The sequence below is a fragment of the Oceanobacillus sp. E9 genome (assembly GCF_001741975.1).
Lineage (GTDB): Bacteria > Bacillota > Bacilli > Bacillales > Amphibacillaceae > Oceanobacillus > Oceanobacillus kimchii.
The window spans coordinates 36623-62167 of record NZ_LSNA01000008.1; the positions used below are offsets into that span (position 1 = coordinate 36623).

General features: G+C 34.5%; 26 protein-coding genes. 10 read left to right on the top strand and 16 right to left on the bottom strand.

What is annotated here, in order from left to right; genetic code table 11:
* Positions 1 to 33: 33 nt before the first annotated feature.
* The 4 genes from AQ616_RS13840 to AQ616_RS13855 form a co-directional block, all read right to left on the bottom strand.
* Complete coding sequence (locus AQ616_RS13840) at positions 34 to 1401, bottom strand: PTS transporter subunit EIIC (RefSeq protein WP_069686030.1); 1368 nt, start codon at positions 1399 to 1401, stop codon at positions 34 to 36.
* Positions 1402 to 1412: 11 nt separating this feature from the next.
* A complete protein-coding gene (gene murQ / locus AQ616_RS13845; RefSeq protein ID WP_069686031.1) occupies positions 1413 to 2297 on the bottom strand; it encodes an N-acetylmuramic acid 6-phosphate etherase in 885 nt (294 codons plus the stop codon).
* A 133-nt stretch (positions 2298 to 2430) separates the two neighbouring features.
* Entirely contained in the window at positions 2431 to 3279 is an 849-nt protein-coding gene (locus AQ616_RS13850; protein WP_069686032.1) for a MurR/RpiR family transcriptional regulator, read from the bottom strand.
* A gap of 439 nt (positions 3280 to 3718) precedes the next feature.
* Positions 3719 to 4465, bottom strand: coding sequence for a GntR family transcriptional regulator (locus tag AQ616_RS13855; protein WP_017795696.1), 747 nt, complete (start codon positions 4463 to 4465; stop codon positions 3719 to 3721).
* A 130-nt stretch (positions 4466 to 4595) separates the two neighbouring features.
* On the opposite strand from AQ616_RS13855, the gene nagB reads away from it, so the two are divergent.
* Positions 4596 to 5348: a glucosamine-6-phosphate deaminase gene (gene nagB / locus AQ616_RS13860; protein ID WP_069686033.1), complete on the top strand. Its 753-nt coding sequence runs from the start codon at positions 4596 to 4598 to the stop codon at positions 5346 to 5348.
* A 199-nt stretch (positions 5349 to 5547) separates the two neighbouring features.
* Here nagB and cshA read toward each other — a convergent pair whose 3' ends face one another.
* Positions 5548 to 7035 (bottom strand): degradosome RNA helicase CshA, encoded by a 1488-nt coding sequence (gene cshA, locus AQ616_RS13865; protein ID WP_017795694.1) that lies wholly within the window; start codon positions 7033 to 7035, stop codon positions 5548 to 5550.
* 448 nt (positions 7036 to 7483) lie between these two features.
* Between cshA and AQ616_RS13870 the strand changes: the two genes are divergently transcribed.
* Positions 7484 to 8395: a DMT family transporter gene (locus AQ616_RS13870; RefSeq protein WP_017795693.1), complete on the top strand. Its 912-nt coding sequence runs from the start codon at positions 7484 to 7486 to the stop codon at positions 8393 to 8395.
* Between the two features lie 84 nt (positions 8396 to 8479).
* Positions 8480 to 9343, top strand: coding sequence for a DegV family protein (locus tag AQ616_RS13875; RefSeq protein WP_017795692.1), 864 nt, complete (start codon positions 8480 to 8482; stop codon positions 9341 to 9343).
* A gap of 41 nt (positions 9344 to 9384) precedes the next feature.
* Here the strand turns inward: AQ616_RS13875 and AQ616_RS13880 are convergent, their stop codons facing one another.
* From AQ616_RS13880 to AQ616_RS13895, 4 genes are all read right to left on the bottom strand, one after another.
* A complete protein-coding gene (locus AQ616_RS13880) occupies positions 9385 to 10077 on the bottom strand; it encodes an alpha/beta hydrolase (protein WP_017795691.1) in 693 nt (230 codons plus the stop codon).
* 108 nt (positions 10078 to 10185) lie between these two features.
* Complete coding sequence (locus tag AQ616_RS13885) at positions 10186 to 10548, bottom strand: YppG family protein (protein WP_017795690.1); 363 nt, start codon at positions 10546 to 10548, stop codon at positions 10186 to 10188.
* 77 nt (positions 10549 to 10625) lie between these two features.
* Positions 10626 to 10901, bottom strand: coding sequence for a glutaredoxin domain-containing protein (locus AQ616_RS13890; RefSeq protein WP_069686034.1), 276 nt, complete (start codon positions 10899 to 10901; stop codon positions 10626 to 10628).
* Between the two features lie 306 nt (positions 10902 to 11207).
* Positions 11208 to 11654 carry a MarR family winged helix-turn-helix transcriptional regulator gene (locus AQ616_RS13895; RefSeq protein ID WP_017795688.1) on the bottom strand — a complete coding sequence of 149 codons (447 nt, stop codon included), beginning with the start codon at positions 11652 to 11654 and terminating at the stop codon, positions 11208 to 11210.
* Positions 11655 to 11895: 241 nt separating this feature from the next.
* Between AQ616_RS13895 and AQ616_RS13900 the strand changes: the two genes are divergently transcribed.
* The 5 genes from AQ616_RS13900 (at position 11896) to AQ616_RS13920 (ending at position 17045) form a co-directional block, all read left to right on the top strand.
* Complete coding sequence (locus AQ616_RS13900; protein WP_017795687.1) at positions 11896 to 12858, top strand: phosphate/phosphite/phosphonate ABC transporter substrate-binding protein; 963 nt, start codon at positions 11896 to 11898, stop codon at positions 12856 to 12858.
* Between the two features lie 102 nt (positions 12859 to 12960).
* Positions 12961 to 13737, top strand: coding sequence for a phosphonate ABC transporter ATP-binding protein (gene phnC, locus AQ616_RS13905; protein WP_017795686.1), 777 nt, complete (start codon positions 12961 to 12963; stop codon positions 13735 to 13737).
* Positions 13734 to 14549: a phosphonate ABC transporter, permease protein PhnE gene (gene phnE / locus AQ616_RS13910; protein WP_069686035.1), complete on the top strand. Its 816-nt coding sequence runs from the start codon at positions 13734 to 13736 to the stop codon at positions 14547 to 14549. The genes phnC and phnE (AQ616_RS13910) overlap by 4 nt, the downstream gene beginning before the upstream one ends.
* Complete coding sequence (gene phnE, locus AQ616_RS13915) at positions 14549 to 15355, top strand: phosphonate ABC transporter, permease protein PhnE (protein ID WP_017795684.1); 807 nt, start codon at positions 14549 to 14551, stop codon at positions 15353 to 15355. The genes phnE (AQ616_RS13910) and phnE (AQ616_RS13915) overlap by 1 nt, the downstream gene beginning before the upstream one ends.
* A gap of 109 nt (positions 15356 to 15464) precedes the next feature.
* Positions 15465 to 17045 (top strand): bifunctional metallophosphatase/5'-nucleotidase, encoded by a 1581-nt coding sequence (locus AQ616_RS13920; protein ID WP_084822483.1) that lies wholly within the window; start codon positions 15465 to 15467, stop codon positions 17043 to 17045.
* A 381-nt stretch (positions 17046 to 17426) separates the two neighbouring features.
* On the opposite strand, the gene AQ616_RS13925 is transcribed toward AQ616_RS13920, so the two are convergent.
* The 7 genes from AQ616_RS13925 to AQ616_RS13955 all read right to left on the bottom strand — a co-directional run bounded on the left by AQ616_RS13925 (position 17427) and on the right by AQ616_RS13955 (position 23469).
* Positions 17427 to 17990, bottom strand: coding sequence for a PepSY domain-containing protein (locus AQ616_RS13925; protein ID WP_069686036.1), 564 nt, complete (start codon positions 17988 to 17990; stop codon positions 17427 to 17429).
* Between the two features lie 145 nt (positions 17991 to 18135).
* Positions 18136 to 18768, bottom strand: a complete 633-nt coding sequence (locus AQ616_RS13930) for a PepSY domain-containing protein (protein WP_069686037.1) — start codon at positions 18766 to 18768, stop codon at positions 18136 to 18138.
* Positions 18769 to 18855: 87 nt separating this feature from the next.
* Positions 18856 to 20253 carry a sensor histidine kinase gene (locus AQ616_RS13935; protein WP_084822484.1) on the bottom strand — a complete coding sequence of 466 codons (1398 nt, stop codon included), beginning with the start codon at positions 20251 to 20253 and terminating at the stop codon, positions 18856 to 18858.
* Positions 20250 to 20939: a response regulator transcription factor gene (locus tag AQ616_RS13940; RefSeq protein ID WP_069686038.1), complete on the bottom strand. Its 690-nt coding sequence runs from the start codon at positions 20937 to 20939 to the stop codon at positions 20250 to 20252. Before AQ616_RS13940 ends, AQ616_RS13935 begins: the two co-directional genes overlap by 4 nt.
* A 117-nt stretch (positions 20940 to 21056) precedes the next feature.
* A complete protein-coding gene (locus AQ616_RS13945; protein WP_017795677.1) occupies positions 21057 to 21377 on the bottom strand; it encodes a thioredoxin family protein in 321 nt (106 codons plus the stop codon).
* A gap of 22 nt (positions 21378 to 21399) precedes the next feature.
* Positions 21400 to 22212, bottom strand: a complete 813-nt coding sequence (locus AQ616_RS13950; RefSeq protein ID WP_069686039.1) for a DUF368 domain-containing protein — start codon at positions 22210 to 22212, stop codon at positions 21400 to 21402.
* 90 nt (positions 22213 to 22302) lie between these two features.
* Positions 22303 to 23469, bottom strand: a complete 1167-nt coding sequence (locus AQ616_RS13955; protein ID WP_069686264.1) for a CapA family protein — start codon at positions 23467 to 23469, stop codon at positions 22303 to 22305.
* Positions 23470 to 23785: 316 nt separating this feature from the next.
* Here AQ616_RS13955 and AQ616_RS13960 point away from each other — a divergent pair, with 316 nt between their 5' ends.
* Both AQ616_RS13960 and AQ616_RS13965 read left to right on the top strand, forming a co-directional pair.
* The gene (locus tag AQ616_RS13960; RefSeq protein WP_017795674.1) at positions 23786 to 23977 is read left to right on the top strand and encodes a hypothetical protein; all 192 of its coding nucleotides are present in this window, start codon (positions 23786 to 23788) and stop codon (positions 23975 to 23977) included.
* A 666-nt stretch (positions 23978 to 24643) separates the two neighbouring features.
* Positions 24644 to 25504 carry a dimethylarginine dimethylaminohydrolase family protein gene (locus tag AQ616_RS13965; RefSeq protein ID WP_069686040.1) on the top strand — a complete coding sequence of 287 codons (861 nt, stop codon included), beginning with the start codon at positions 24644 to 24646 and terminating at the stop codon, positions 25502 to 25504.
* The last annotated feature ends 41 nt before the right edge of the window (positions 25505 to 25545 follow it).

The following is a 25545-nucleotide window of genomic DNA, read 5'->3' on the forward strand; positions in this document are numbered from 1 at the left end:
CACATTTATCAGGAGTCTTCTTATAACTAAATTTTATTTTAGATTATCTGCCATCGATTCTTTAAATCCGAAGAAATATGTTACTAAAAATCCTGCTGTGTATGTGATTAACAGCCCAAGAAAGTAGAATAAAAATTTATTATCAACAATTAACGGTATCAACGGTAAGCCAGAAACACCTATACTAGATGAAGCTGTCTTCATCGTTGCTTGGAACGCTCCACCAACTGCAGCTCCGATACATGCTGTAATAAATGGACGCCCTAAAGGTAAGGTAACCCCATAGATAAGTGGTTCGCCTATACCCAGGAAACCAGTTGGTAGACCACCTTTAATCACATTCTTCAATCGTTGATTTTTTGTTTTAACATAGATTGCAATTGCGGCACCAACTTGGCTCGCACCTGCCATTGCTAGAATAGGTAATAGTGCAGTTGCATCATAAGCATTAATTAATTCCATATGAATAGGAGTCAATCCATGATGCAAACCAAACATGACTAATGGTAAGAAGAAACCTGCTAATACCGCACCAGCAAAAGCTCCTCCAACATCTAACACCCAATTTATTCCCACTGTAATCCCTTCTGTAAGGACACCAGCAATTGGTTGGACTACTACTAACGTCAACATTCCAACGGTAAGAATGGTAAGTGTTGGTGTGAAAATAATATCCACAACACTTGGAATAATCTTTCGAAATTGCTTTTCAAATAGAACCATTAGCCACGCAGCAAACATGGCACCAATTAATCCTCCATACCCCGGGGTGAGATTGGTTCCAAACAGCGAAATATCAGCCAACGCCGGATTCATTGTAATAATACCTGCAATAGCCCCTAATACTGGCGTTCCACCAAATTCTTTAGCTGTATTCCACCCTACAACAATGGCTAAATAACCAAATATACTGCCACCTAAGACGGTTAACAATTGCATCCATGTTAATGTTGGATCGACCCCAGTGTTTTTTAGGAACCCTGCAGCACCATTTATTATCCCTGAACCTACAATACCTGGGATTAGCGGAATGAAAATACTACCAATTTTACGAAGAAGATTTTTCATTGGTGTATTATTTTTTTGCTTTATTCCTTCTTTTGTTTCTTTGGCAACATCGCCACCAAATATTTCAGAAGAATCACCGATTTTAATACCGGTAATGTCTGTTATGTATGCAGCTACCTTGTTTACAGTACCTGGTCCAACTACTATTTGTAATACTTCATCTTCAATGACACCCATTACCCCTTCTATTTCCCTCAGAGCAGACTTATCAACTTTCTCATCATCTTTTATATCTATACGCACTCTTGTCATACAATGTGTGAAAGAACGAATATTATCTTTTCCACTGATATGTTCTAATATCTCCCTTGCTATCCTTTCTTCCTTCTTCATTGACTCTCCCCCTAATTAGTTTTACGTATAAACCCTTCTGCCTGATCTAGATGTTGTGTCGCTTCTTCAAAATTACAATTTAATAAAATCATTACAATGGCTGTCTTAACAGAGTTGTTTGCTTTTTGTAAGTAGTTTTCTGCAGTAGCGTAATCGACTTGAGTAGCTTCCACAATAATTCGCTTGGAACGATCTACTAACTTCTTATTCGTTGGTTGGAGATCTACCATTAGATTTTCATATACTTTTCCTACACCGATCATGGAAGAGGTAGAAATCATATTTAAGATCAATTTTTGTGCAGTTCCCGCCTTTAGCCGTGTCGATCCTGTTATCACTTCTGGTCCTGTTTCTGCCTCAATGGCAATTTCAGCTATTTTTCCTATTTCTGAATTTTTATTATTACTTATCGAAACGGTGGATGCTCCTATTTCTTTTGCATACGATAGTCCTCCTTTTACATAAGGAGTTCTTCCACTTGCAGCAATTCCAATTACAGTATCATTCTCCGTTAAATTAATTTCTGTTAAATCTTGTTTAGCCATTATTTCGGAGTCCTCTGCTCCTTCTTTGGCTTTTGTAATCGCTTCCATTCCTCCTGAAATCAATCCCTTTACCATTTCAGATGAAACCCCAAACGTCGGTGGACATTCAGATGCATCTAACACTCCCAATCTACCACTAGTCCCTGCACCGATATAAATTAATCTACCATTGCTTTTAAACGAACGAACAGTTCGATAAACCGCCTTCTCAATAGAAGGGATTTCTTTTTGAACTGTTTGTGGAACCGTATAGTCTTCACGATTCATAATCTCTAGAATTTCTTTTATAGATTTAGTATCGATATCCATCGTTTTTGGATTACGCTGCTCAGTTGGTAATTTATCAAACAAATCTTCACTTCCTTTTCTCTACTATTCTTAATTTTTATTTTACAATAGTGAAACTATTAGTCAATCATATTTTTATAAATAATGAAATTTAATTTCATGAACAGTAGTAATGATTTATTTATGTTTTTCACTTTTAGCGCCTTAGTCGTTCTACTTCTTTTCTGGCGTCTTGATATTTTGACAAGACTTGATCACCTTTAGAATGAAATATACTTAAATAAAGTGCATCTATTACTGTAAGTTGCGTCATTCTAGAAGGTATACTTCCTATTCTAAAATCATCCTCTACGGTTGGTGTACACAAATGAATATCTGCTAATTTATATAAAGGAGACTTATCTAAATTTGTTATTGCGATTACAGTAACTCCACTACGCTTCGCTACTTCAGCAAGATCAACTACATCTTTTGTTTTCCCAGACATACTGATTGCAATAAGTACATCATCTTCTTTTAAATAAGGAATCGTCGAAAGCATCAAATGAAAGTCCTGTGGAGCAGTACAAGCGTATCCTAATCTTGTAAATTTATAATACCCATCATATGCTGCTGTAGAAGACCCCCCAACACCAAAAAATAATATTTGATTCGCCTGTTGTAAAAGATTAACTGCTTTATCTAATGCCTTGCGATCAATAGACGAGAGCATTGATTCAATCGCCGTTTTATTAACGTGGACGACCTGTTGAAAAAAATCAAATGGTTCTCCCTTTGTTTTTAGAATTGAAAAATCAGTTAATTGACTATCTGATTTGGTGATTTCCCTAACTAGTTCTAGCTTTAATGTCTTAAAACTTTCAATTCCGACGGATTTACAAAATCGGACTACAGTCGCTTCACTACTTCCTGTTTTTTTAGACATATCCTTCGTAGTCATATTCGGAACTAGCTCTGGATATTGTAAAATAAAATTACCTATTTTTCTTTCTGCTTCAGATAAATCATTAATCTTTTGTTGAAGTCGTTTTAATATAGATCCCATAAATAGTACCTCTCAAACTTTAATTTATTTTCTAAAGTTAATTATACATACTTTTACCAATTTCACTAAACTGAACAATAACTTAATAGACTCAGGCTTTCGTTTAGAGTGTTAAACTTAAGCAATCAACAGCGTTTATTCTTCTCTCACTAAAATGTTAGTAAGGACTATACCTAAAAGTCCCTTGAACAGAGTCGGACAATTATCTAAACCTCTAGTCTTCAAGTGCGGTTATTATTGCAAGTTAGGTGCAAAATAAATTTCAAAAAAATCTCTTGATATTTTCTTCATATATAGTAAAATACAGTTAACTGGTATATACAACTATACTAGTTAACGTGTTTTACTATATTGACTGTGTACAAAAATGGTGTGCATCAGTAACTATTTCTTAGAGTAAATATAAGAGCCTATTTAAAAAACCAAAGGCTCACTTACATTAGCCTTTGGTTTTTTCATCTCTATGAAGTGTGAGATGGAATTTATATTTATCTGCACGATATATTGTTTGGGTAAATTCAATTGGGATTTCTGTCGGTTGGTCTAGATAACTTATTCTTTCCATAATCAACACGGGATCACCAGTTTGAATATTTAAGAAGTTAGCTTGTTCTTTAGTTGCAAGTGCACCTTCTATCGTTTGATTTCCAACGATAATATGCTTCCCTACTTTTTGTTCAATATATTGATAAAAAGAGCCTTGTAAATGAATTTCTTCCAATTCTCCAACCAATTTTTTTGGAGTGTAAATAATTTCAAATGCCAGGGGATCTTTATCAGCAAAACGAATACGTTTTATTTCATAATAGGCTTCCTCTGGTTGTAATTGAAGTTTATGTGCAATTTGACTTGGTTGGTTGTGAAGCTGAATATATAGCAATTGATTGGATGGGGTTAAGCCACGCTGTTTCATATCTTCAGTAAAACTTGTTAAGCCAGAAAGATCATGTTCAAATTTAGGTTGAGCAATAAAAGTTCCCTTTCCTTTCACACGATAAAGAAGGCCTGCAGCAGCTAAATTATTTATGGCTTGGCGAACTGTCATACGGCTTATATGATATTGTTCAGCAAATTCTCTTTCAGATGGTAGAAGTTCTCCCGGAAGCCACTTTTGTTTATCAATTTGATGTTTTATATATTCTTCTAATTGGTAATAAATTGGTATAGGTGAATTTTTATCAATCATTTTAATACCCCTTTAATTGATGCAGTGAAAAATTTAATTAAAAATAGCTTATCAGAATTAACGTTTAATGTACATTAACATGTATAGACAACTGTATATGTTTATTTTAAAAAAAGAAGGTCGGATGAAAATGAAAATAATACAAACCGAAAATTATCCATTGATGAGTAAGCTCGCTAGCCAGCACGTAATCAATACCATAAAGCAAATAAATAAACCAGTTATCGGATTAGCGACTGGATCAACTCCTGAAGGTCTCTATCAACATTTAATTAAAGCTTATCATAATCATGAAATTTCCTTTACAAATGTATCTACATTTAATTTAGATGAATATGTTGGTCTGCACAAAGAAAATACAAATAGTTATCACTATTACATGCAGAAATTTCTATTTAACCATGTTGATATTCCTTCTAAAAATATCCATTTGCCTAATGGAATGGCAAATGATTTAACCAATGAATGTACATCTTATGAAAAACAAATCCAACAGGCTGGTGGTATTCATATTCAAATTCTAGGAATCGGTCGAAATGGGCACATTGGTTTTAATGAGCCTGGTACTTCCTTTGAAAGTCAAACACATGTCATTGATTTAGATGAATCTACTAGAAAAGCAAATGCACGTTTTTTTGACTCCTTTGACAATGTACCAAAACAGGCAATCACAATGGGAATAAAATCTATTATGCGATCAAAGGAAATACTCCTACTTGTTTCTGGAAGCGAGAAAGCAGATGCGCTTGAAAAATTAGTAAATGCTGAAGTAAATGAGGATTTTCCAGCATCTATTCTTCAAACACATCAGAATGTCAAAATTATCGCAGATAAAGCTGCTTTAAGAAACATCTCTTGTAATTATGTTTCAGAAACTATGTAATCAAATTGTTCAGTAACCTATTAACCAAACGAGTTACTCATAACTAGACAACATATTTTGTGAAAAACTTCGAAAAAAATCCCACTACATATCTTGTGTAGCGGGATTTTTTAACTTGCATAGGAAGATTATAAAAGTTGTGTGCAGCAAACAATTAAATTACTGAACCAATCGCGTCCGGCGCTCGCGCCTTTGTTACTTAATTATCTCTATTACGGCGTTGGTAATTACCTTTTCCTTTTCGGTTGCGACCACCTTGACCGCGTCCTCCTTGGTTACGGCCACCTTGTCCACGACCACCATAAAAACGTTTGTTATTAGAACGTCTATTATTTTTATTATCTTTTTGGTTTTTCGCTTTCTTCACGCTGATTGGTGCGACAGAAGAAATACGAACCGGTGTATCACGACGCTCTTTCGTCATCATACTGATAGCAGCTGAAACAACTGTAATTGAATCGTACTCATCCAATAATTCTTTCGCTGCATCTTCGTATACTTTTAAGTCTTTTTCATTAATTGCTTTCTTTAGCTTTTCAATCGTTACTTGTTGTTGTCCACGACGAGCATCTTGATTCGTTGGTGGTGCCATACGCTTCATCTTACTCTTTGTTGTTTGTTCAATAAGATTTAAATGAGCCATTTCTCTTGGAGTAATGAAAGAAATTGCCTCACCCATTTTTCCAGCTCGTCCTGTACGTCCAATACGGTGTACGTAGCTTTCTGGATCTTGCGGGATATCAAAGTTATAAACATGCGTTACCCCAGAAATATCAAGACCGCGTGCTGCTACGTCTGTTGCTACTAATACATCAACACGACCCTGCTTGAATTTCTTCAACACAGACATACGTTTTCCTTGTGTTAAGTCACCGTGAATACCTTCAGAGCGATACCCTCTTGCTTGTAACCCTTCAGCTACTTCATCAACACGCTTTTTCGTACGTGCAAATATAATCGCAAGTTCTGGTGAATTAATATCCAAATGATTGTTTAAAGTATCAAATTTATATTTCTCAGGAATTTCGATAAAATACTGATCGATATTCTCTACAGTCATTTCTTTCGCTTTAACTTTAACTTCTTTTGGTTCCTTCATAAGCGTAGTAGCGATATTACGGATTTCTTTAGGCATTGTCGCAGAGAAAAGTAAAGTTTGTCTTTCTTCTGGAATACCTTTTAGAATATCACGAATATCGTCAATGAATCCCATATTAAGCATTTCATCAGCTTCATCTAAAACAGCTGTGTGCACTTCATCAATGCGAATTGTTTTGCGACGCATATGATCCAATAATCTACCTGGTGTTGCCACAACAATATGTGGACCATCTTTTAATGCTCTAATTTGACGATCCATTGGTTGACCACCATATATTGCAAGAGCTCTTACACTCTTAAATTTAGCTAAACGATTTATTTCTTCTGCTACTTGAATAGCAAGTTCGCGTGTAGGTGCTACAATCAAGCCCTGCACCTTTCTTACTTTTGGATTTATCTTATTGATTAACGGAATACCAAATGCAGCTGTTTTACCTGTTCCTGTTTGTGCTTGGCCAATAACATCATGACCTTCTAGTGCATGAGGGATAGTTTCCGCTTGAATTGGTGTAGCTTCCTCAAACCCCATTTTTTCTAATGCCTTCATGATTGGGGCGGAAACACCTAGTTCGTTGAATTTTGTCACCTAATAGTCGACTCCTTTTTTGTGAATATTCATCGCAAAAGAGGCCTGTGATTTTCTCATACTTTATTCCATCCTTTTGGTTGTACAATTTTTAGAAGTAGAACCCTATTAGAGCAATGGGTCTCCTATCCATTGCACGATTTAAAAATTGCTGAAATGAAACTTACATTCATCGTCAGCAATTAAAGGGAATAATAAGACCTTTATGTGGTTATCCATAATAATCGGCTTCTAACATGTAAAGTATAAAAAAGGCTTCACCGTTTGGTAAGAGGCCTCGAAACGAATGCTCCCATTATCATATCACATTTAAAGTACATATATCTACTCTATAGCTTAAAATGATTTTTTTTATCGTACATGATAAAATAGTATCTACTTAATTTATTACGTTTAAAACATATTATTTACAGTATTGAATCATCAAGAAACTAAAGGATGTCATATTATGCGTAAATCACCTTTTAATCCATATGTTGCAGTAGCAATAGGAGTTTTATCCATTTCTACTTCAGCTATATTTGTAAGGCTTGCTACAGAAGCCCCCGCCTCTATTATTGCTAATTACCGCTTATTATTTGCTGCACTCTTATTATTACCCATTGTTATTGGAAAATATCGTCATGAATTCAAAAAAATAACCAGTAAAAATTGGTTTTTATCTATCTTAGCAGGTATTTTCCTTGCAATGCATTTTATCTTTTGGTTTGAGTCATTAAACTATACATCCGTCGCCAGTTCTGTAGTATTTGTATCCATGCAACCAATATTTGCTTTTATTGGAACATATTTTTTATTTGGGGAACGTTTTTCATCTGGAGCAATTATTAGCATTGCCATTGTAATTATAGGCAGTATCATTATCGGTTTCAATGACTTCCAAATCTCTGGGAGTGCGTTATTTGGAGATATATTAGCGTTACTTGGGGCTGTAGCAGTAACAATTTACTTTTTATCTGGACAACAAGTTCGTAAGCATGTCTCTTTAATAACTTATACATTTGTTGTTTACGGTGTAAGTGCTATCACACTTATTCTTTTTAATATTATTAGACAAGAAGATTTCTTTCATTATCCCGCTGACCATTGGTGGATTTTCATTGCCTTAGCAATAATACCGACTTTTTTAGGCCATTCTTTATTTAATTGGTCATTAAAATGGCTAAGTACGGCAACAATTTCCATGGCGATTGTTTTTGAACCAATTGGAGCAAGTATCCTAGCAGTAATCTTTCTAGGCGAAACCCCCACTTGGGCTCAATTGTTAGGCGGAACAATTATCATTTTTGGGTTATTTTTATTTATCGTAAGTACCTCAAGAAAAAAACAGGTAACAATTTCAACTAAACGTCATAAATAAACACATAAATCGCTAAAATCGTATTATTACTATACATTAACTGTTATAATAAAGTTCACAGTTACTATAAAAGCAGGTGAAGAGATGCATATTCAACTAATGACAGATAGTTCTGCTGATATTCCAGCATTTTTAAGCGAAAAGTTAGATGTGAAGGTAGTTCCACTCTATCTTCATTTTAGTGATGGACAATATACAAGTGGAGTTACGATGGGAATTGAAGCTTATCATAAAAAAGTAAAGGATTTAGGTGAGTTACCTCGTTCTGCAGCACCCAGCCCACATAACTTTTATGAAGAATATAAGAAAATCCCCGCAGACAAACCTATTATTATGCTTAGCCTTTCTAGTGCACTAAGTAGTACGTATGATCATGCATTAGCTGGAAAAGAGTTGTTATTGGAAGAAGAACCGAATCGTGTAATTGAAGTAATCAATACAAAAACTGCTTCGTGTGGAATTTCACTTTTATTACATGAAGCAGGTAAAAAATTAGAAGAAGGATATTCATTTGATCACCTCGTCGAACACCTACATGAACGAGTGGAACAAACAACTACTTTATTTGTTTTAAAGACACTAGAAAACCTCGTACTTGGGGGAAGACTTGAAAAGATGAAAGGCCGAATTGCAAAAACGCTTAATATCAAAATTCTTATGAAAGCTACAGATGAGGGAGAAATTGAAGTAGCTGAAAAAGTACGTGGCGATAAAAAGTCAATTCGTCGTTTTATTGATCAAATTGGTGAATACACAAAAAATACTGAGAGCAAAATCATTTCAATGACGCACTGTAGAGACGAGGATCGTGCGAACAGCGTTCTTAAAGAAATACGAAATAAATATCATTTTAAAGATGCTCTTCTTGCTGAAACAGGGCCCTTAATTTCGACTTATGGCGGGGAAGGCGCTCTTGTAATGGCATTCTTTAAAGATAAAGATAAATAACTAAAAAAACGTATGCTCTACCAGGAAAGAGCATACGTTTTTTATTGTTGTTGAATGAGGAAATCATATACCATTCCATTTAAGGTATCTTTATCCTCTCCCAAGCATATTAAATGCCTAGACCTTTCAAACACGACGACTTCTTTTTCCTCAGAATGGATTTCCTTATCTAAATAATATGCCGTTTTATAAGGAACTATCCCATCAAGTTGTCCATGTGCAATTAAAACTGGAGAATTCACCTTATCCAAGTAGCGCCTTGTAAAGCGAACCAATTTCATAAATTCAATATTTGCTTTTAAAGGTACCATACCTAACTTCTTCTTATAATGATTATACAGCTTGTTTTTGCTTAAATCCCCACGGATACCATCACCTATACATGTTGCAATATCTAAGCCAATTTGCTTGAAACTCAAATATTTTCCAGAAGGTGCTAATAACACTAATTTGTCTATTTGATACCTTGCCGCAAGATAGGCAGCAATCATTCCTCCCATAGAGAAACCAATTACATACACCTTTTCATATTTATCTCGTAAAGGCTCAAGAGCAGCCTCTGCTGCTTGAATCCAATTTTTGTAAGATGCATTTTCGAGACTAAGCTGTTCCCCATGTCCTGGTAATGTAGGAACTTCTACATGCCAATCTGTATTATTTCTTAAAAAGTCTGCTAAAGGGTCTACCTCATATGGACCTCCCGTGTAGCCGTGTATGATCAAGCACGCTATCATAATGATTTCTCCTTTTTGGTGTGCTTCCCCAAAACGACTGTTCTTCCAAAAGTGGAAGAACAGTTTTATTTTACCTAAATCTCATGCATGTTATGCGGGTTAGCTAAATTAACGAAAAGCTTTAACGAACGTACTGAACTCTTTAATTATTGGTGAAACTTGGTGGTACGTACTTGCTAATTGTCCAACTGTATTCATAACCTTATCAAACTTCAACGGATTTTCTCCTTCCCCGGTGTTGAACTGTTGGTTAGATTGAGCCGAATTAGGCGAATTTCCTTGCCCTTGCTGATTTACCAAACTCTGTAATGGTAATTCCGGTTTCGCAAAAACTTCGTACGGGGTGGAGGGGTGTTGTTGTGTATTCCAGTTAGTAGTTAATTGAGATAAAGGTTGTTGTTGGGGTACTTGATTAAAGTTATAATTCTCAGGAATAGTATTCATTTGACGTGGATACCTATGACGTTGCATGATTCACACACCCTTTGGTGATGTACTTTTTATAATAGTATATGTTCAGCCAGAATGAGATGTGAAAGTCAAATAAATTATGAATTGAACCCATCAAACAAAGAGGAATAATGCGAAACATCATCTACGCCTAATGCGTACTTCAACTTATTTTTTTGAAAACCTAATACTATGTCTCCGTCTATTTCTGTAGCCGGAGTACCATAAATCCCTTTACTTTGTAATTCCTGCAAATACGTTTTATTTTTAGTTACATTTTTCATCTCATAAGTTATTTTATAGTCATCCAATAGCTCAATAACTTTTTTGGAGGGTTCGTTAACTTCACTAACATAGACCACCACTTTACTCATTGTCATTCCTCCTGATGTAGTACGAAATTTATTCTTCGTATTATCTTTTACCCATGAAAGCATTGACCTAAACATTAACTTAACAATATTGAAACTTTACTGTTATAATCCCCTAAAAATTAACTTATATTACTCTCTATGCAGATTATCTACTTCTTAGATCCCTTAATAAGATATTTGTTTGGCTTCTATTGCAGATGGCAGAATGCCGATTTTTACAGACATGGTTCATACGTAAATGAGACCGGGAAAAGTATTTTTCTACCTTTGCCTCAGCCTCATGATAAAAATTATAATAACTAAATATTAAAGTTCTCGAATTGCCGTTCCTAACTTTCTTAATAAAACAATTGCTTCTTCCTTTTCCTGATAGTCTAGTCCATGCATGATTTTTTTAATTTTTTCCCAATGTCCTGGGAAAATAGAATCGAGTAATTCTGTACCTTTATCAGTAATAACAGCATAGGTAACTCGCTTGTCTAATTCACACTGTTCTCTCGTTAAATATCCTTGTTTTTCAAGCTTATTTACAACATACGTAATACTTCCGCTTGTTAACAAAATTTTATCTGCGATTTTTTGTAAAGGTTGTTTCCCCCGATGATACAATAATTCCAAAACAGCGAAATCAGTTAAACTTATTCCCCTGGACTTCACATCTAACTCTACTTGCTCCATTACTGTTTTGTACGCTTTGGATAATATAACTAGTAACTTTAAGGATGGATCCTGTTTCTTCGTTACCAATTCCATCTTTGCTCCACTCCCTCAATTATACATTCCCCCACTTTTATTATATCGGTTTTCAAAAAAAAAGCATAAATTATTACAATTATTACATAACTAACCATAAATAATAATACAAAAATTCCGATCTATCTCAAAATTAATTGTTAAAACAAAGTTAATTTACAGAAATTGACTAGATTTTTAGTTGAAAATATTATTTAATAGAACTGTAAGATATTTCTTTATATTACATAGGAGGGTCAAGATGAAGAAATTTTACAGTTTATTGCTAATCATTGGACTTGTATTATTTTTAGCAGCATGTGGTAGCTCTGATGAAGATGCAGGTACTGATGATTCAAGCTCGAATGGGGATGAAGCAAATGGAGATGAAGCAGCTGCTGATGGTGAAATCCCTGAAACGCTTGTAATGGGATTTGTTCCATCGCAGGATTCTGACACCATTGCAGATACAGTAGAACCTTTAGCAGAAAGACTAGGGGAAGAACTAGGAATTACTGTAGAGGGTCGAGTTATGACTAATTATAATGCGTTAGTAGAAGCAATGGGTGCAAACCAAGTACATGTTGGATTTATCCCTGCATTTGGTTATGTGCTTGCTAGTGAACAATATGATGCAGAAGTTATTTTAAAATCCATTCGTTACGGTTCTGGAACCTATAAGGCACAATATGTAGTACGCTCTGATTCTGGCATTGAGAGTTTAGCAGACTTAGAGGGGAAAGTTTGGGCTTATGCGGATCAAGGTTCCACTTCAGGATATTTATTCCCTGCCAGTCAATTAATGGAAGAATTTGATTATGATACAGCTGCTGAATTAGAAAGTAATTTCTTCGGAGGGTCTATTTCTTCCGGTGGACACGACAACTCAGCTATTTCTGTTTTAAATGGAGATGCAGACGTTGCAACAACATTTGATGATGTAAGAACGGAATTAGAAGAAGAATATCCAACTGTAATGGAAGACTTATCAATTCTTGGTTATACAGATGAAATTCCAAATGACACTATTTCTGTAACAAAAGAACTGCCAGATGACTTTGTACAAAAAGTAAAAGAAGCGTTCTTGTCTTTTAATGATGATGAAGAGATGATTCAAATTATGAACGAAGTATATAACTGGGATGCAATCGATGAAGCATCGGATGAAGAATACGACATTGTTCGAGATACATACCAGGAGTTCAAAGATAATATCGAACTATAATTCAATGCTTTTTCAATCGACTACACTAATAAAAAAGGGGAGTTATTATACTCCCCTTTTTTCCTAGTGTTTTGACTTATTTTGTAATGGAGGATTTCTACTATGATTGAGTTTAAGGATGTCGGCCTTGTCTATCCAAATGGAACGGAAGGTCTGAAAAATATTAATGTAAAAATCAATGATGGAGAATTTGTTGTAATTGTCGGTTTATCAGGGGCTGGTAAGTCTACATTTATTCGCAGTATTAACCGATTAGTTACTCCAACAACTGGCGAGCTAATCCTTGATGATGAAAATATTTTAAAGTATAGCGGAAATAAGTTACGTATGTTACGCACGAAAACAGGTATGATTTTTCAGAATTATAACCTCGTTAAACGTTCTAATGTATTTAAAAATGTGCTAGCTGGTCGCCTTGGGCATACGGGCACTATCCGATCTATCTTTAATCAATATAAAAAAGAAGATGTTGCATTAGCTTATGAGAGTCTGCACCGTGTTAATATTGCAGAAAAGATTTATAACCGTGCCGATGAACTTAGTGGGGGACAACAACAACGGGTTAGCATTGCACGTGTTCTCACCCAACAACCAAAGTATATTTTAGCTGATGAGCCTGTCGCATCACTCGACCCTCCGACTTCTCATCAAGTAATGACTTATTTAAAGAAAATTAACCGTGAAGACAAAATTACAACAATCGTAAACCTTCACTTTATCGATATGGCGATGGAATATGCGGATCGGATTATAGGAATGCGAGCTGGTGAAGTTGTATTTGACGGTCCTGTATCGGAGGTTAGTGAAAGTACCTTCGAAGAAATTTATGGTCGCTCTATACGTGAAGATGACCTACGTGGGGGTGCAAAAGAGTCGTGACAAACTCCAAGCAACCATTGAGTAAAAAAGAAATTCCATCTCTTTATCCAGCAAAAACAAAAATGCAGGTTACTGTTATCTTCTTTGTTGTACTAGCAATGTATTTATATAGCATGATAAATACACAACAACAAATGACAAGCGGATTTGAAAATGCACTTTCTAATATGAAAGAAGTAATTGAAAAGTTCTTCCCACCAAATCCAGCAGTTATTATGCCAATACTACCTGCTATTATTGAAACGATACAAATGGCAATTATCGCAACTACAGTGGCAGCGCTCTTCACTGTGCCACTATCATTACTTGCAGCACGCAATATTACAACAGTCAAACCATTATATTACATATCTCGTACTTTTTTAAATATATTACGTACTATCCCAGACCTTGTTCTTGCAGTAATTTTTGTTGGATTGTTTGGTATCGGTGTTTTTCCTGGTATCTTAGCACTAATTGTATTTTCTATTGGAATTCTTGCAAAGTTAATTAGTGAAACGATTGAAGCCGTCGATATGAATCCACTAGAAGCAATGCGCGCATCTGGAGGAAATGTATTTCAAGTCATTTGGTATGCACTAGTCCCACAAGTATTACCACAATTTACTTCACTTGTGCTTTATGTATTTGAAATTAATATTCGTGCATCACTCGTCCTTGGTCTTGTAGGTGCTGGTGGTATTGGTTTAGTACTGAACCAACAATTACAATTTTATAATTATCCAAATGCAATGATGATTATTGTCGTTATTTTAGTAGTTGTCATTATCATTGAGTATATCAGCACGAAATTAAGGGAGGCGTTATTATAATGGAAAATAAAAATCTTTCCTTACCTCCAAAACCAAAGAACTCTTTAGCGAAGAAAGTCCGTAATATTATTATTGCTATACTTGTTATTGCAATGTACATATGGACGTTTGTGACTATTGATATTGATTGGGGACGTGCAATCGAAAGAGCTATAAATAATTTCCAGCGTGTCATCCCAGAATTATTCAGTCCTGATTGGTCTGCTTTAGGTGATGTATCCGCAAGTATGTTAGAGACTATCTTTATCGCATTCGCTGGATCGTTAATGGCAGCAGTAATAGCTGTTCCATTATCATTTATTGCAGCACGCAATATGATGGGCGGAATCATCACTTCGGTCATCGGGAAATTTTTCTTATCTTCCGTACGTGCATTTCCAGAAATTATCCTTGCCATTCTATTTGTAGTAGCAGTTGGACCAAATGCATTTGCAGGGGTGCTCGCTATTGCGATTGGATCTACAGGGATGCTAGGAAAAATGTTCTCTGAAATTATCGAATCCATTGATATGCAAGTCATCGAAGCAATGGAAGCTTCAGGTGCGAATAAAGTTCAAATTTTATTCCACGGTGTCCTTCCACAAATCATTCCAGAATTCCTATCTTATGCCATTTATCGTTTTGAAGTAGATATCCGTGCTTCTTCTATACTAGGTATCGTTGGAGCAGGTGGTATTGGTACAATGATTATGTTCGCATCAAGTAACCGTAATTGGAATGAAATGGGTATGATTTTGCTGGCGATCATTATTGTAGTAACGATCATTGATTTTGCTTCTGCAAAAATTCGTCGTAAGATTGTATAAGAAACTTATTAATGGCAATTCTTCCGTCCTCGAGTAAAGTCTATTATTGCTCGAGGGCGTTTTAACGATTACAAGCAGACAGTAGTATGATAGAAAGGATGTTTTTTGATTGCATCAATCAATAGTAACTATCTTATATACAAGTGATGTACATGGACATGCAATGCCAATACAGTATGGAACAAATAAAAAAGAAGATATTGGACTTGCTAAATATGCAACAGTGGTAGAGGAACATAAAGAATCCGAAGAGAATCTAATTGTTATTGATAATGGTGATTTAATTCAAGGAACACCACTTATGACACATTACGTGAAGGAACATCTGGATAAACCAAATCCTATGGTAGGAATAATGAATCGATTACAAATAGACGCGGGAGTAATCGGAAACCATGAATTTAATTTTGGACACGCGGTTTTACAACAAGCCATTCATGAATCTAATTTCCCTTGGTTATCTGCAAACATTATAAATATACAAACAAAAGAACCTGCATTTGGTCCCCCTTATATTATTAAAACATTTAATAATGGAATAACAGCAGCAATAATAGGGGTAACTACCCATTACATTCCTAATTGGGAGTCCACTGAGCATATTGAAGGTTTATCATTTGAAGATGCATTTGATATATTGAATAGTTGGGTTTCTTACATTAAAGAGAACGAACAGCCCGATATTGTAATTGCTGCTTATCATGGAGGATTTGAAAAAGACTTACATACAGGAGAAGCTACCGAAGATTTGACTGGTGAAAATCAAGGCTATCAAATGGTTGAGGAAATTGAAGGTATCGATATCTTACTCACTGGTCATCAACATCGTCGAATTAATGAGCTAAAAAATAATGTTATCGTTTTACAACCAGGACACAATGGGCAAGCTTATGGGAAAGCCGAAATTACTCTCATCAAAGATAAACAGGATAAATGGATGATTGATAGTAAAAAAGGCCATATTCAGCAATTTACAGATGTAAAATCCAATCAACAAGTACTTAACTACATGGAAGCATTAGAATCTTCCACGCAAACATGGTTAGATCAACCTATTGGGAAGATTGATGGAGATATGGTTATTCATGACCCTTTTCAAGCACGTATTAATAAGCATCCATTTATAGAATTTATTCATAAAGTACAAATGGATGCGGCGGAAGTTGATATATCTGTTTCTGCGTTATTGAATAACACGTCAAAAGGATTTTCTTCGGAAGTTACAATGCGCGATATTGTATCTAATTATATGTATCCCAATACGTTAACTGTATTAGAATTAACTGGACAAGACATAAAAGATGCCTTAGAAAAAAGCGCAGAATACTTTACTATTGAAAATAATCAAATTATCGTCAATCCTAGTTTTGTAGAACCAAAACCACAACATTATAATTATGATATCTGGCATGGAATTGATTATACAATGAACATTTCAAATCCACCAGGTGATCGTGTTTCCAATATGTGCTACCATGGTGAACCAATAAAAAGTCACAATAATTTTCACGTTGTATTAAATAATTACCGTGCATCTGGCGGTGGTAATTACGATATGTTTAAACATAAGCCAGTAGTAAAAGAAATCCAAAAGGATACAGTAGAACTTATTCAAACGTATTTCGAAAAACATCCTCGTGTTGCTGCTACTACGACCAACAATTATCGGGTGGTTATGAATCACAATTAGTTGGGAAATTCAATTGGACAGCTTTTAACAAAACAGGATTACTCTTGAACGGCTAATAACGAGTCTACTTTGGGATATAGCAATTCGTGCTGGTCATGTCCCAAGAGCTTTCTACTCACTACTTTTTGATTTTTAAGCTCTTTTTTGGGTTTTAGAACGGCTCTATTCACCACTTTTTGGATCTCTTAAGCTATTTTGGTATTTTGATTAATATAAAAAAAGCACAAGCGCAAACCTCTTGTGCTTTTTTGTGCAGTTAACTATAGTTAGAAGCTGTTGATTAGTAACCCAGCCTACAATACTTTTTTAAAAGAATCCAACCAAAGCTCTTTGTTCATGTAATCTCATTTTACACTCAAGGGTATAGAACAAGAAATTTAATTAATCATCGAATCGATCATCATCAATTTCGGTATCCATTTCCAAAATATCACCTGTTACTGCATCAATTTCAAAATCCGCTTCTTTATTTCCTTCTCTTACTTCAATTTCATATACATACTTAGCATCATCTTCATCTAACTCAAATCCTACAACTTTACCAGAGAATTGTTTCAACGCAATTTCTTTTGCTTTTTGATCACCAATGAAGTTTGAGCTATCAAAATTAGAATTTTTAGTTGCTTCCTGTTTATTTTCTAGTTGAAATTTCTCTACGTTTTCTTTGATAATTTCCCCTGTTTCCGCATCAATCTCCAAGTCATATTCTTCATCATCATGGATTACCTCTACTTCGTAATGAGATTGATTGTTATCTCTGTCTAGTTCAAAATCAGTAATTTTACCCTCATACTGTTCTTTAACGATGGATGTAATGTCATCCGAAGATAAAGTTGGTTCTTGATTTTCAGAAGCTGAAGCCGCTTGATCCGATTGGGAAAGTCCTAATCCTACCGCTGTTGAGATTGTTAACGCACCTACTAGTACTGCCAATTTCTTTTTCATTTAAAATTACCTCCTTGTTGTTGTTAACTACATCATATCCAACAAGGATTATAAGACGCTTTGATAAAGATTAAAATTTCATGAGAATTTATAGAAAGGTATTTAATGTAGCTTATTAAAAAAGCTACCAATATGAATTAGTAGCCTAATCATCGTCCACTTCAGTTTCAATTACAATAACATTTCCCGTGTACGCATTAATTTCGATATTCGCTTCTTTATTCCCATCCACTATTTCAATTTCATAGATCATTGTTCCATCATCTTCGTCTAACTCAAGTTCACTTACAGTTCCAGAAAACTGTTGTAATGCAATTTCTTTTGCCTCATCTGATGATATGATCGCATTGTTTCCTTGTTCAGATGATGGTTCGTCTTTATCAGCTTTATCTGTATCATCATTATTCTGCTGACCATCTTGATCATTATCTTTATTTGAATTTTCATCAGGTGTTGTATTATTGTTATCATCTGGTTCCACATTCTCTGCTTTTTCAGCTTCTGTTTGATAGATATCCAATACCTTACCTGTGTTCCCATCTAATAACACTTCGTAACTACCATTTTCCTGCTGTACTTCCACTTGATATACAGGCTCGCCATCCTTTAATTGCAGATTTGGTTCATTTTGATTCCCAGGATACTGTTCTTCCACTAGTTTTTTTATTTCCGCTTGGGATAGCTTTGGTTCACTGGAAGAAGCTCCTGTACGATAAATAAAAAACAAACTAACGACTAATATTACTACTACTCCGATGAGTAGTGTACGTTTATTCATATGCTTCACCTCTACATGAAAACTTTATCATACCAATCATCATAAAATACTAATAAAAAGATTAGAATTTGATGAGAATCTGTTATCTTATTGGTCCATGTTAGGAAGATGAATACGGAATATCGAACCTTCACCTATCTTGCTCTGGACAGTTATTTCTCCTTGATAGGATTCAACTATGACCTTAGCGATTGCTAGTCCTAGTCCCGTACCGCCTGTTTCTCTATTACGTGCACGATCTACTCGATAAAATCTCTCAAAAATATGTTGCTGATCTTGCTCCGCTAAACCTTCTCCAAAGTCTTGAACAGATACTATCATTTCATCGTTCTGTTGTTGTAGTCGGATATGCACTTCTTTTTCACTGTATTTTAGCGCATTTGTTAACAGTATATAAATAACTTGTTTGATTTGATCAGGATTTCCTTGCCATACATACTTTGTTTTCTCATCCACCAATAAATTTATCTCTCTTGGAGCATACGCTTTTTGGAATGTAATGGTAACTTGTTGGAGAAGTTCTCTCATATCCAATGTTTCCATAACTTGTTCCTGTTGATTCTTGGCTAACGCTAACATTTGCTCGACTAAATTTTGCATTCGGTCAGCTTCGGAATCGATAGCTTCCGTAGATTCTTGCAGCAATTCAGGATTACCTTCCCCACGTCGACTTAATAACTGTGCATAACTTTTGATAATCTGAATAGGCGTTTTCAATTCATGAGATGCGTTTGATACAAAAATTTCCTGCTTCTCATAATTTTCTTTCAAAGAATCGATCATTTCATTAAATGTTACTTCCATTTCATAAAGTTCATCTTTTGATCTGTTTTCAATATCTATCTTTTTCCAATCTCTCTTAGAAATATTTGTCTGCATGGTTTCTTTTAATTTTTGAATTGGGTTTAATAAAAAGCGACTTAAAAGAATACTTGCAATAATTGTAGGAATTAATATAATCGCACTTGAGAAAAATAGCACATACCTTAACGTTTGCATGGTTTCATTCATATGAATTAAATGATCGGAGACTTGAATGGTTACAATTTCTCCATTTTGCCAAATAATTGGTTTCGTGACAATAGCAACATCCATTTGATTAAAAGAAATAACTTCTCTTCTTTCCGTTGTTGTATACTCAATGGGCACATCAGTGTATTCTTGTGATTTCGCAAGTTTACCAGTAACATCATTCTCATTTTCATCTATAACTCGAATCATTCCATTTGTTGGTAAATACGCCGTTAATAAATCGCTCATCTCTTCTCGAGAAACAGACGAATTCTTCCCAATTGTCTCAATCAATGTATCCGTATGAGTTGTTAATTGATCCAACTCTCCTTCTGAAGCTGATTGATAAAACAGGAAATAAATTGCCGTATTTACAATTAATATTAAAATCAACATAAAAAATGTTGAGAAAAAGATGATTTTTTTTCGTAATGTTATGGAAGAGAAGAGATTAATTATTTTTCGAAATATCATTGTTTATCGTCCTTAATTGTATAACCTACCCCGCGTACTGTTTGAATCAGTGGTGTCTCAAAGTCTTTATCTACTTTTTGGCGTAAATAACGAATATAAACATCTACCACATTTGTATCACCAAAGTAATCGTATCCCCATACTGATTCAATTAACTGTTCCCGTGAGAGAACAATATTTTTATTTTTTAATAAGCATACCAATAAATTAAATTCACGAGGAGTTAATTCAATTTTCCCACCGTTACGCGTGACTTCATATGCATGTAAATTCACTTGTAGATCTGCTACAGATAAATTCTGATTATCATTCGTTGTTTGGACACCTTTTCGTAAATGCGCACGTACGCGAGCAAGCAATTCTTCAATTTGAAATGGTTTCGTTATGTAATCATTCGCCCCTAAGTCAAGACCACTTACCTTATCATGCACTTCATCACGAGCGGTTAATAAGATAATCGGCGTTTGATTTTCTGCTCGCCGGACACGTCTTAGCACTTCTAATCCACTTAGTTCGGGAATCATGATATCTAATAATACAAGGTCCCAGTTTCCCTGTTCAATTTTTTCTAACGCGTCTTTTCCATTACTAGCTACTTCAGATTCATAACCTTCGTATTCAAGCTCTAACTGTAATACTCTACTAATTTTATGTTCATCTTCTACAATTAATATACGTTCTGCCATGAATCATGTCCCTTCCTTCATTTAAATATAAATTAAGGCAATTTTCTTCTTATTATAAACTAGGAATCCTAAAAAAAGCGACCATTCTAAGAGAATGATCACTTTTTTAATGTAATTTTAATCTAATTGTTGATGTAAGAACTCCGACACAGATTCAGGTGATTTAGTATATGCGCTATGTTGATGAGCAATTTTCTCACCGTTTTTAAAGATTAACATACTCGGAATCCCCATCACTTCATATTTTTCTGCTAGCCCCTCTACCTCATCACTATTCACTTCATACCAATCATAATTGTTAAATTCTTCGATTACTCCATCGATAAACATATCCATCCGTTTGCAATCTGGACACCAATCAGCATAAAACTTAATAATTACCGGTTGTTCACTAGCAATAATTTCGTTAAACGTTTCAACACTTTCAATTGCTTTCATTACGCATCGCTCCAATCTATTGTTATTTATACTCTACACGACCTAATATATACGCTACAAAGAGACCAAAACCGAATGTGATAACACTAATGATTAATCCTACTATTCCATCTGAAAAACCTGGATAAACAACTACTACTGCTCCAATTACAAGCCCAATTATTACTGCATAAGTGGAAGTATAATGATTCCTTAAAAAGTAGGCAATAATTTTGCTCATGACAATAAAACCAATCGCAATTCCTAACCCAGTAACGATAATTATATCAAAATATAAATTGCTAAGTGCTGATATAACCGTAGCATACACTCCGAGTAATAACAGCATAAACGAACCACTGATACCAGGAATGATCATCGCACTACTACCAATAAAACCCGAAACAAATAACCATAAATATGTCGCTGGAGTCATATTCTCAATTGCTTGCCCCTCTGTAGGATTAAAAAATGCCATAATACTCACAACGATAAATCCAATGATTAAATATACGTAATGTCTAATTGTAAAGTCTGTTTTTGCGTTAGCTTTGTGAAATAGGTAGGGTAATACGCCTAAAATTAATCCTAAAAAGAAAAATTGTGTTTGTTGTGGATGATGCTCGAATAACCACTCAATTACACTAGCTAATAAGAATATTGCTGTTAGCATTCCGATACCTAGGGGAATTAGGAAGCTCAAATGCTTCTTCCATTCTTTACTAAAAATTCCATTCAATGCTTGTATCAATTGATCGTATATGCCTAACAGAACAGCTATTGTACCTCCACTTATACCAGGAACAACATCGGTTGCTCCCATAGCTAAACCACGATATATATTTTTCCATTCCATGTCATTATTTCTCCTCTTTTTTACCAACAATCTTGAACAAATCAATCATACCAAAATGAACAGAAACGATACAATAAAGATCTCTATTTATTATTTTTCTAGAAATTCCACTTCGTTTATATATTGATTGACATGTTGTTTTGTTTCTTCATATTTTTCTTGAGCATTAGTTAATTGATCATTCGTTAATTGAAACATCGGGATGACCCTATAGTTAGTGTAGTCATTTTCAAAATCAACATATGTTGGTACAAACGTCGGAGAATGAATTTCTATTTTTTCTTCTTCATCCTTCATTTGTTTGGTTATCGAGAATCCAAATATCCCACCAACACGTTGATTATACTTTTGTTGATTAGAAAGAAAATTCCCAAGTGAATAGGCAACTAAAGTCCGGGGTCCGTCTTCTCCTTCAACCCAGTCAATTGGTTGTAATACATGTGGGTGATGTCCGATAATTACATCTACCCCAAGATCAGCAGCGAATTTTGCTAAGTCTTTCTGAGATTGGTTAGGATAGCGCTCATTTTCATCACCAAAATGTAGCGAAAGAACAATCACATCCGCTATTTTTTTTGCCTCGATAATTTTTTCTTTCATTTTTTTTTGATCAATTAAGTTGACTAAGTATTCTTTTCCTTGTGGAACTGGTATTCCGTTTGTACCATATGTAAAAGCTAAAGAAGCAATTGTAATATCTTCTTCAGTTTCCAATACTCTGATATTCTCTTGATCTTCCTGACTTTGATAAGCACCTTCATAAAGTATGTCTATCGACTGCCAATGTTCAATTGCATTAGTTATAGCTTGTTCACCGCGATCTAGTGTATGATTATTGGCAAGCGTTACAATATCCACCCCGTTCTCTTTGAGTGCATCCCCAACCTCAAATGGGCTATTAAAAGACGGATAAGATGATAAACCCATTTCTTCTCCACCTATCATGGTTTCTTGGTTAGCTATCGTAACAGTAGAGGAATCAAGATGTGTTTTAACATGTTTTAACATTGGATTAAAATCAAATCCATCTTCCACTCTTGCATCTTCATAAATCGGACTATGAATCAATACATCTCCAACAGCAGATACAGTAATTTCTTTTTCTATAGTTGGAGAATTTTTTTCCTGTAACAATGATGTATGTCCAGCATGAACATTATACCTTTTCTCAGTGGTTTCAATATTGATAAAACTAATGAATATTAAGATGAAAATAGCGATTATAGAAACAGGAAAAAATCGATGTAACATTCTCAGAACCCAGCACTCCCTCACTAGTCTATATCATACCATTTTATCCACTAAATTTTCGATTCTTTTTTGATAAATTCATCAAAATTTAATGATATTTTCTTTGACCTGAATCAATCAATTTCACATTCTTTCCCGCAATAAAAAATCAGACAAAGCAACATTCGGATTTTATAAAATATCTTATTATGAAAATCATAGATTAAAAAAACAAATAATATGTAGAAGGTAAGTTCATTTGGTATAATAAGGACATATAAAAACACATACTAATAAATAAACAATAATTATATAGGTGCCTTACCTGGGGGAATGATCGATCATGAAGAGATATTATACATTAATATTGATTTTGCTTAGCGCTCTGATTATTTATATTGGTTCTAAAGTTGAGGTTTATTGGAGCGGTATTGTAGCATGGGGCTTAGCATTAATTTGTTTAGTATTTGCAGCATACTATTCTAGATATATTCCAAATGAAAAAGAACAAGATAAGAAAAACGGAGAAGTGTAGAAAAGAACAAGTACGATTTAAGGTTATGAAACAAAAATCACTATTCCAAAAAGAGGTTAGGACATAACAAAAAGGTTTAATCAAAAGACGGATGATAGCTAGAACAAGCGTAAGAAATACACGGAGAATCTTTATGGGTGGGAGGCCTAGGCTAGCCTGAGGATAAACGGAGTATATTTCTGAAGCGGTTTTTCAAAGGACATTCATTTGGATTTATCTTTTGCGTAAATACTTTTGTCCCAACCTCTTTTTTGATTCAAATAAACATTAGAATCCACATCTGTTAGAATGTTGTCACAATTCCTCGTCATGCGTTTATAATGTGTTAATAAATCGTATTTATATTAAATCATTCAATTATATAAAGGATTATGAGGATAATATTCGTAGTAAAGTGAAATGTTTTGTACTGGAGCAAATTGGGAAGGAATGAAAATGAGGTTCTCACATTCGAAATGAATGTTGTACAAGGTATTTTAGAGTTCAGTATTACTTTAAATTACTATTCTGATTATAGTGTTAACTGATAACTGATGCTTTTGACATATATCAGAGTAGAAAAAACTACATGAAAAATAGATTTTTTTCAATAATTAAGCAATAATGTTTATAATTGGAATTATAATACTTTTGATGTTTAGATGCTTAAGTACTGGAGGATGAAGAATGAGGAACACAACAGCAATGGAACCAATATCCAACGTATATTGCAAAAATGAATATGATTCTTTACACAAAGTAATCACCGTTTCCCCAAAATATATGAAAATAAAAGAAATCATCAATGAAACTCAATCACATTATGCAGACGATAATATCGATATCCAAAAAGCAACCACACAACATCATGCATTTATAAATACGTTGAAGAAAGTTGGATCTGAAGTTATTCAACTTGAGGTAGACCCTAAGTTAAATGAGCAGGTTTTTACTAGAGATATAGGATTTGTAGTTGGAGATCATTTGTTTGTTTCACATATGCAACGTGAAATTAGAAAAAAAGAAAGTATTGTTCTCAAGGAGTGGCTACATGAAGAAGGAATTCCCTTTACTTCCGTTAAATCCGCTTCAATAGAAGGTGGAGACGTCATTGTTGACAATGAGGATATTTGGATAGGTCAAAGTGAAAGAACCTCGGAAACAGCCATTGCAGAGCTTATCTCTTACTTACCGAATAATAAGGTGCATACCATACCATTGCGTGAGGACATTTTACATTTGGATTGTATATTTAATGTATTGGAAAATGGATATGCATTGATTTACAAAGACGGGATGGATAGTCAATCCTACCAAATAATTCAGCAAAAGTATAAGTTGATTGAGGTAACAGAGAAAGAACAATTTCATATGGCACCAAATGTACTTTCTATAGGAAATAGTAAAATAATTAGTCTTCCTGAAAATAAACGTGTAAATAATGAACTTACTAAAGCAGGATTTGATGTCATCGAAGTAGACTTCTCTGAAATTATTAAGTCCGGTGGTTCATTCCGATGTTGTACACTGCCTATTTCTCGAGGATAATGGATAGTTATATAAAAAACGAACAATAAAATGGATGGAAA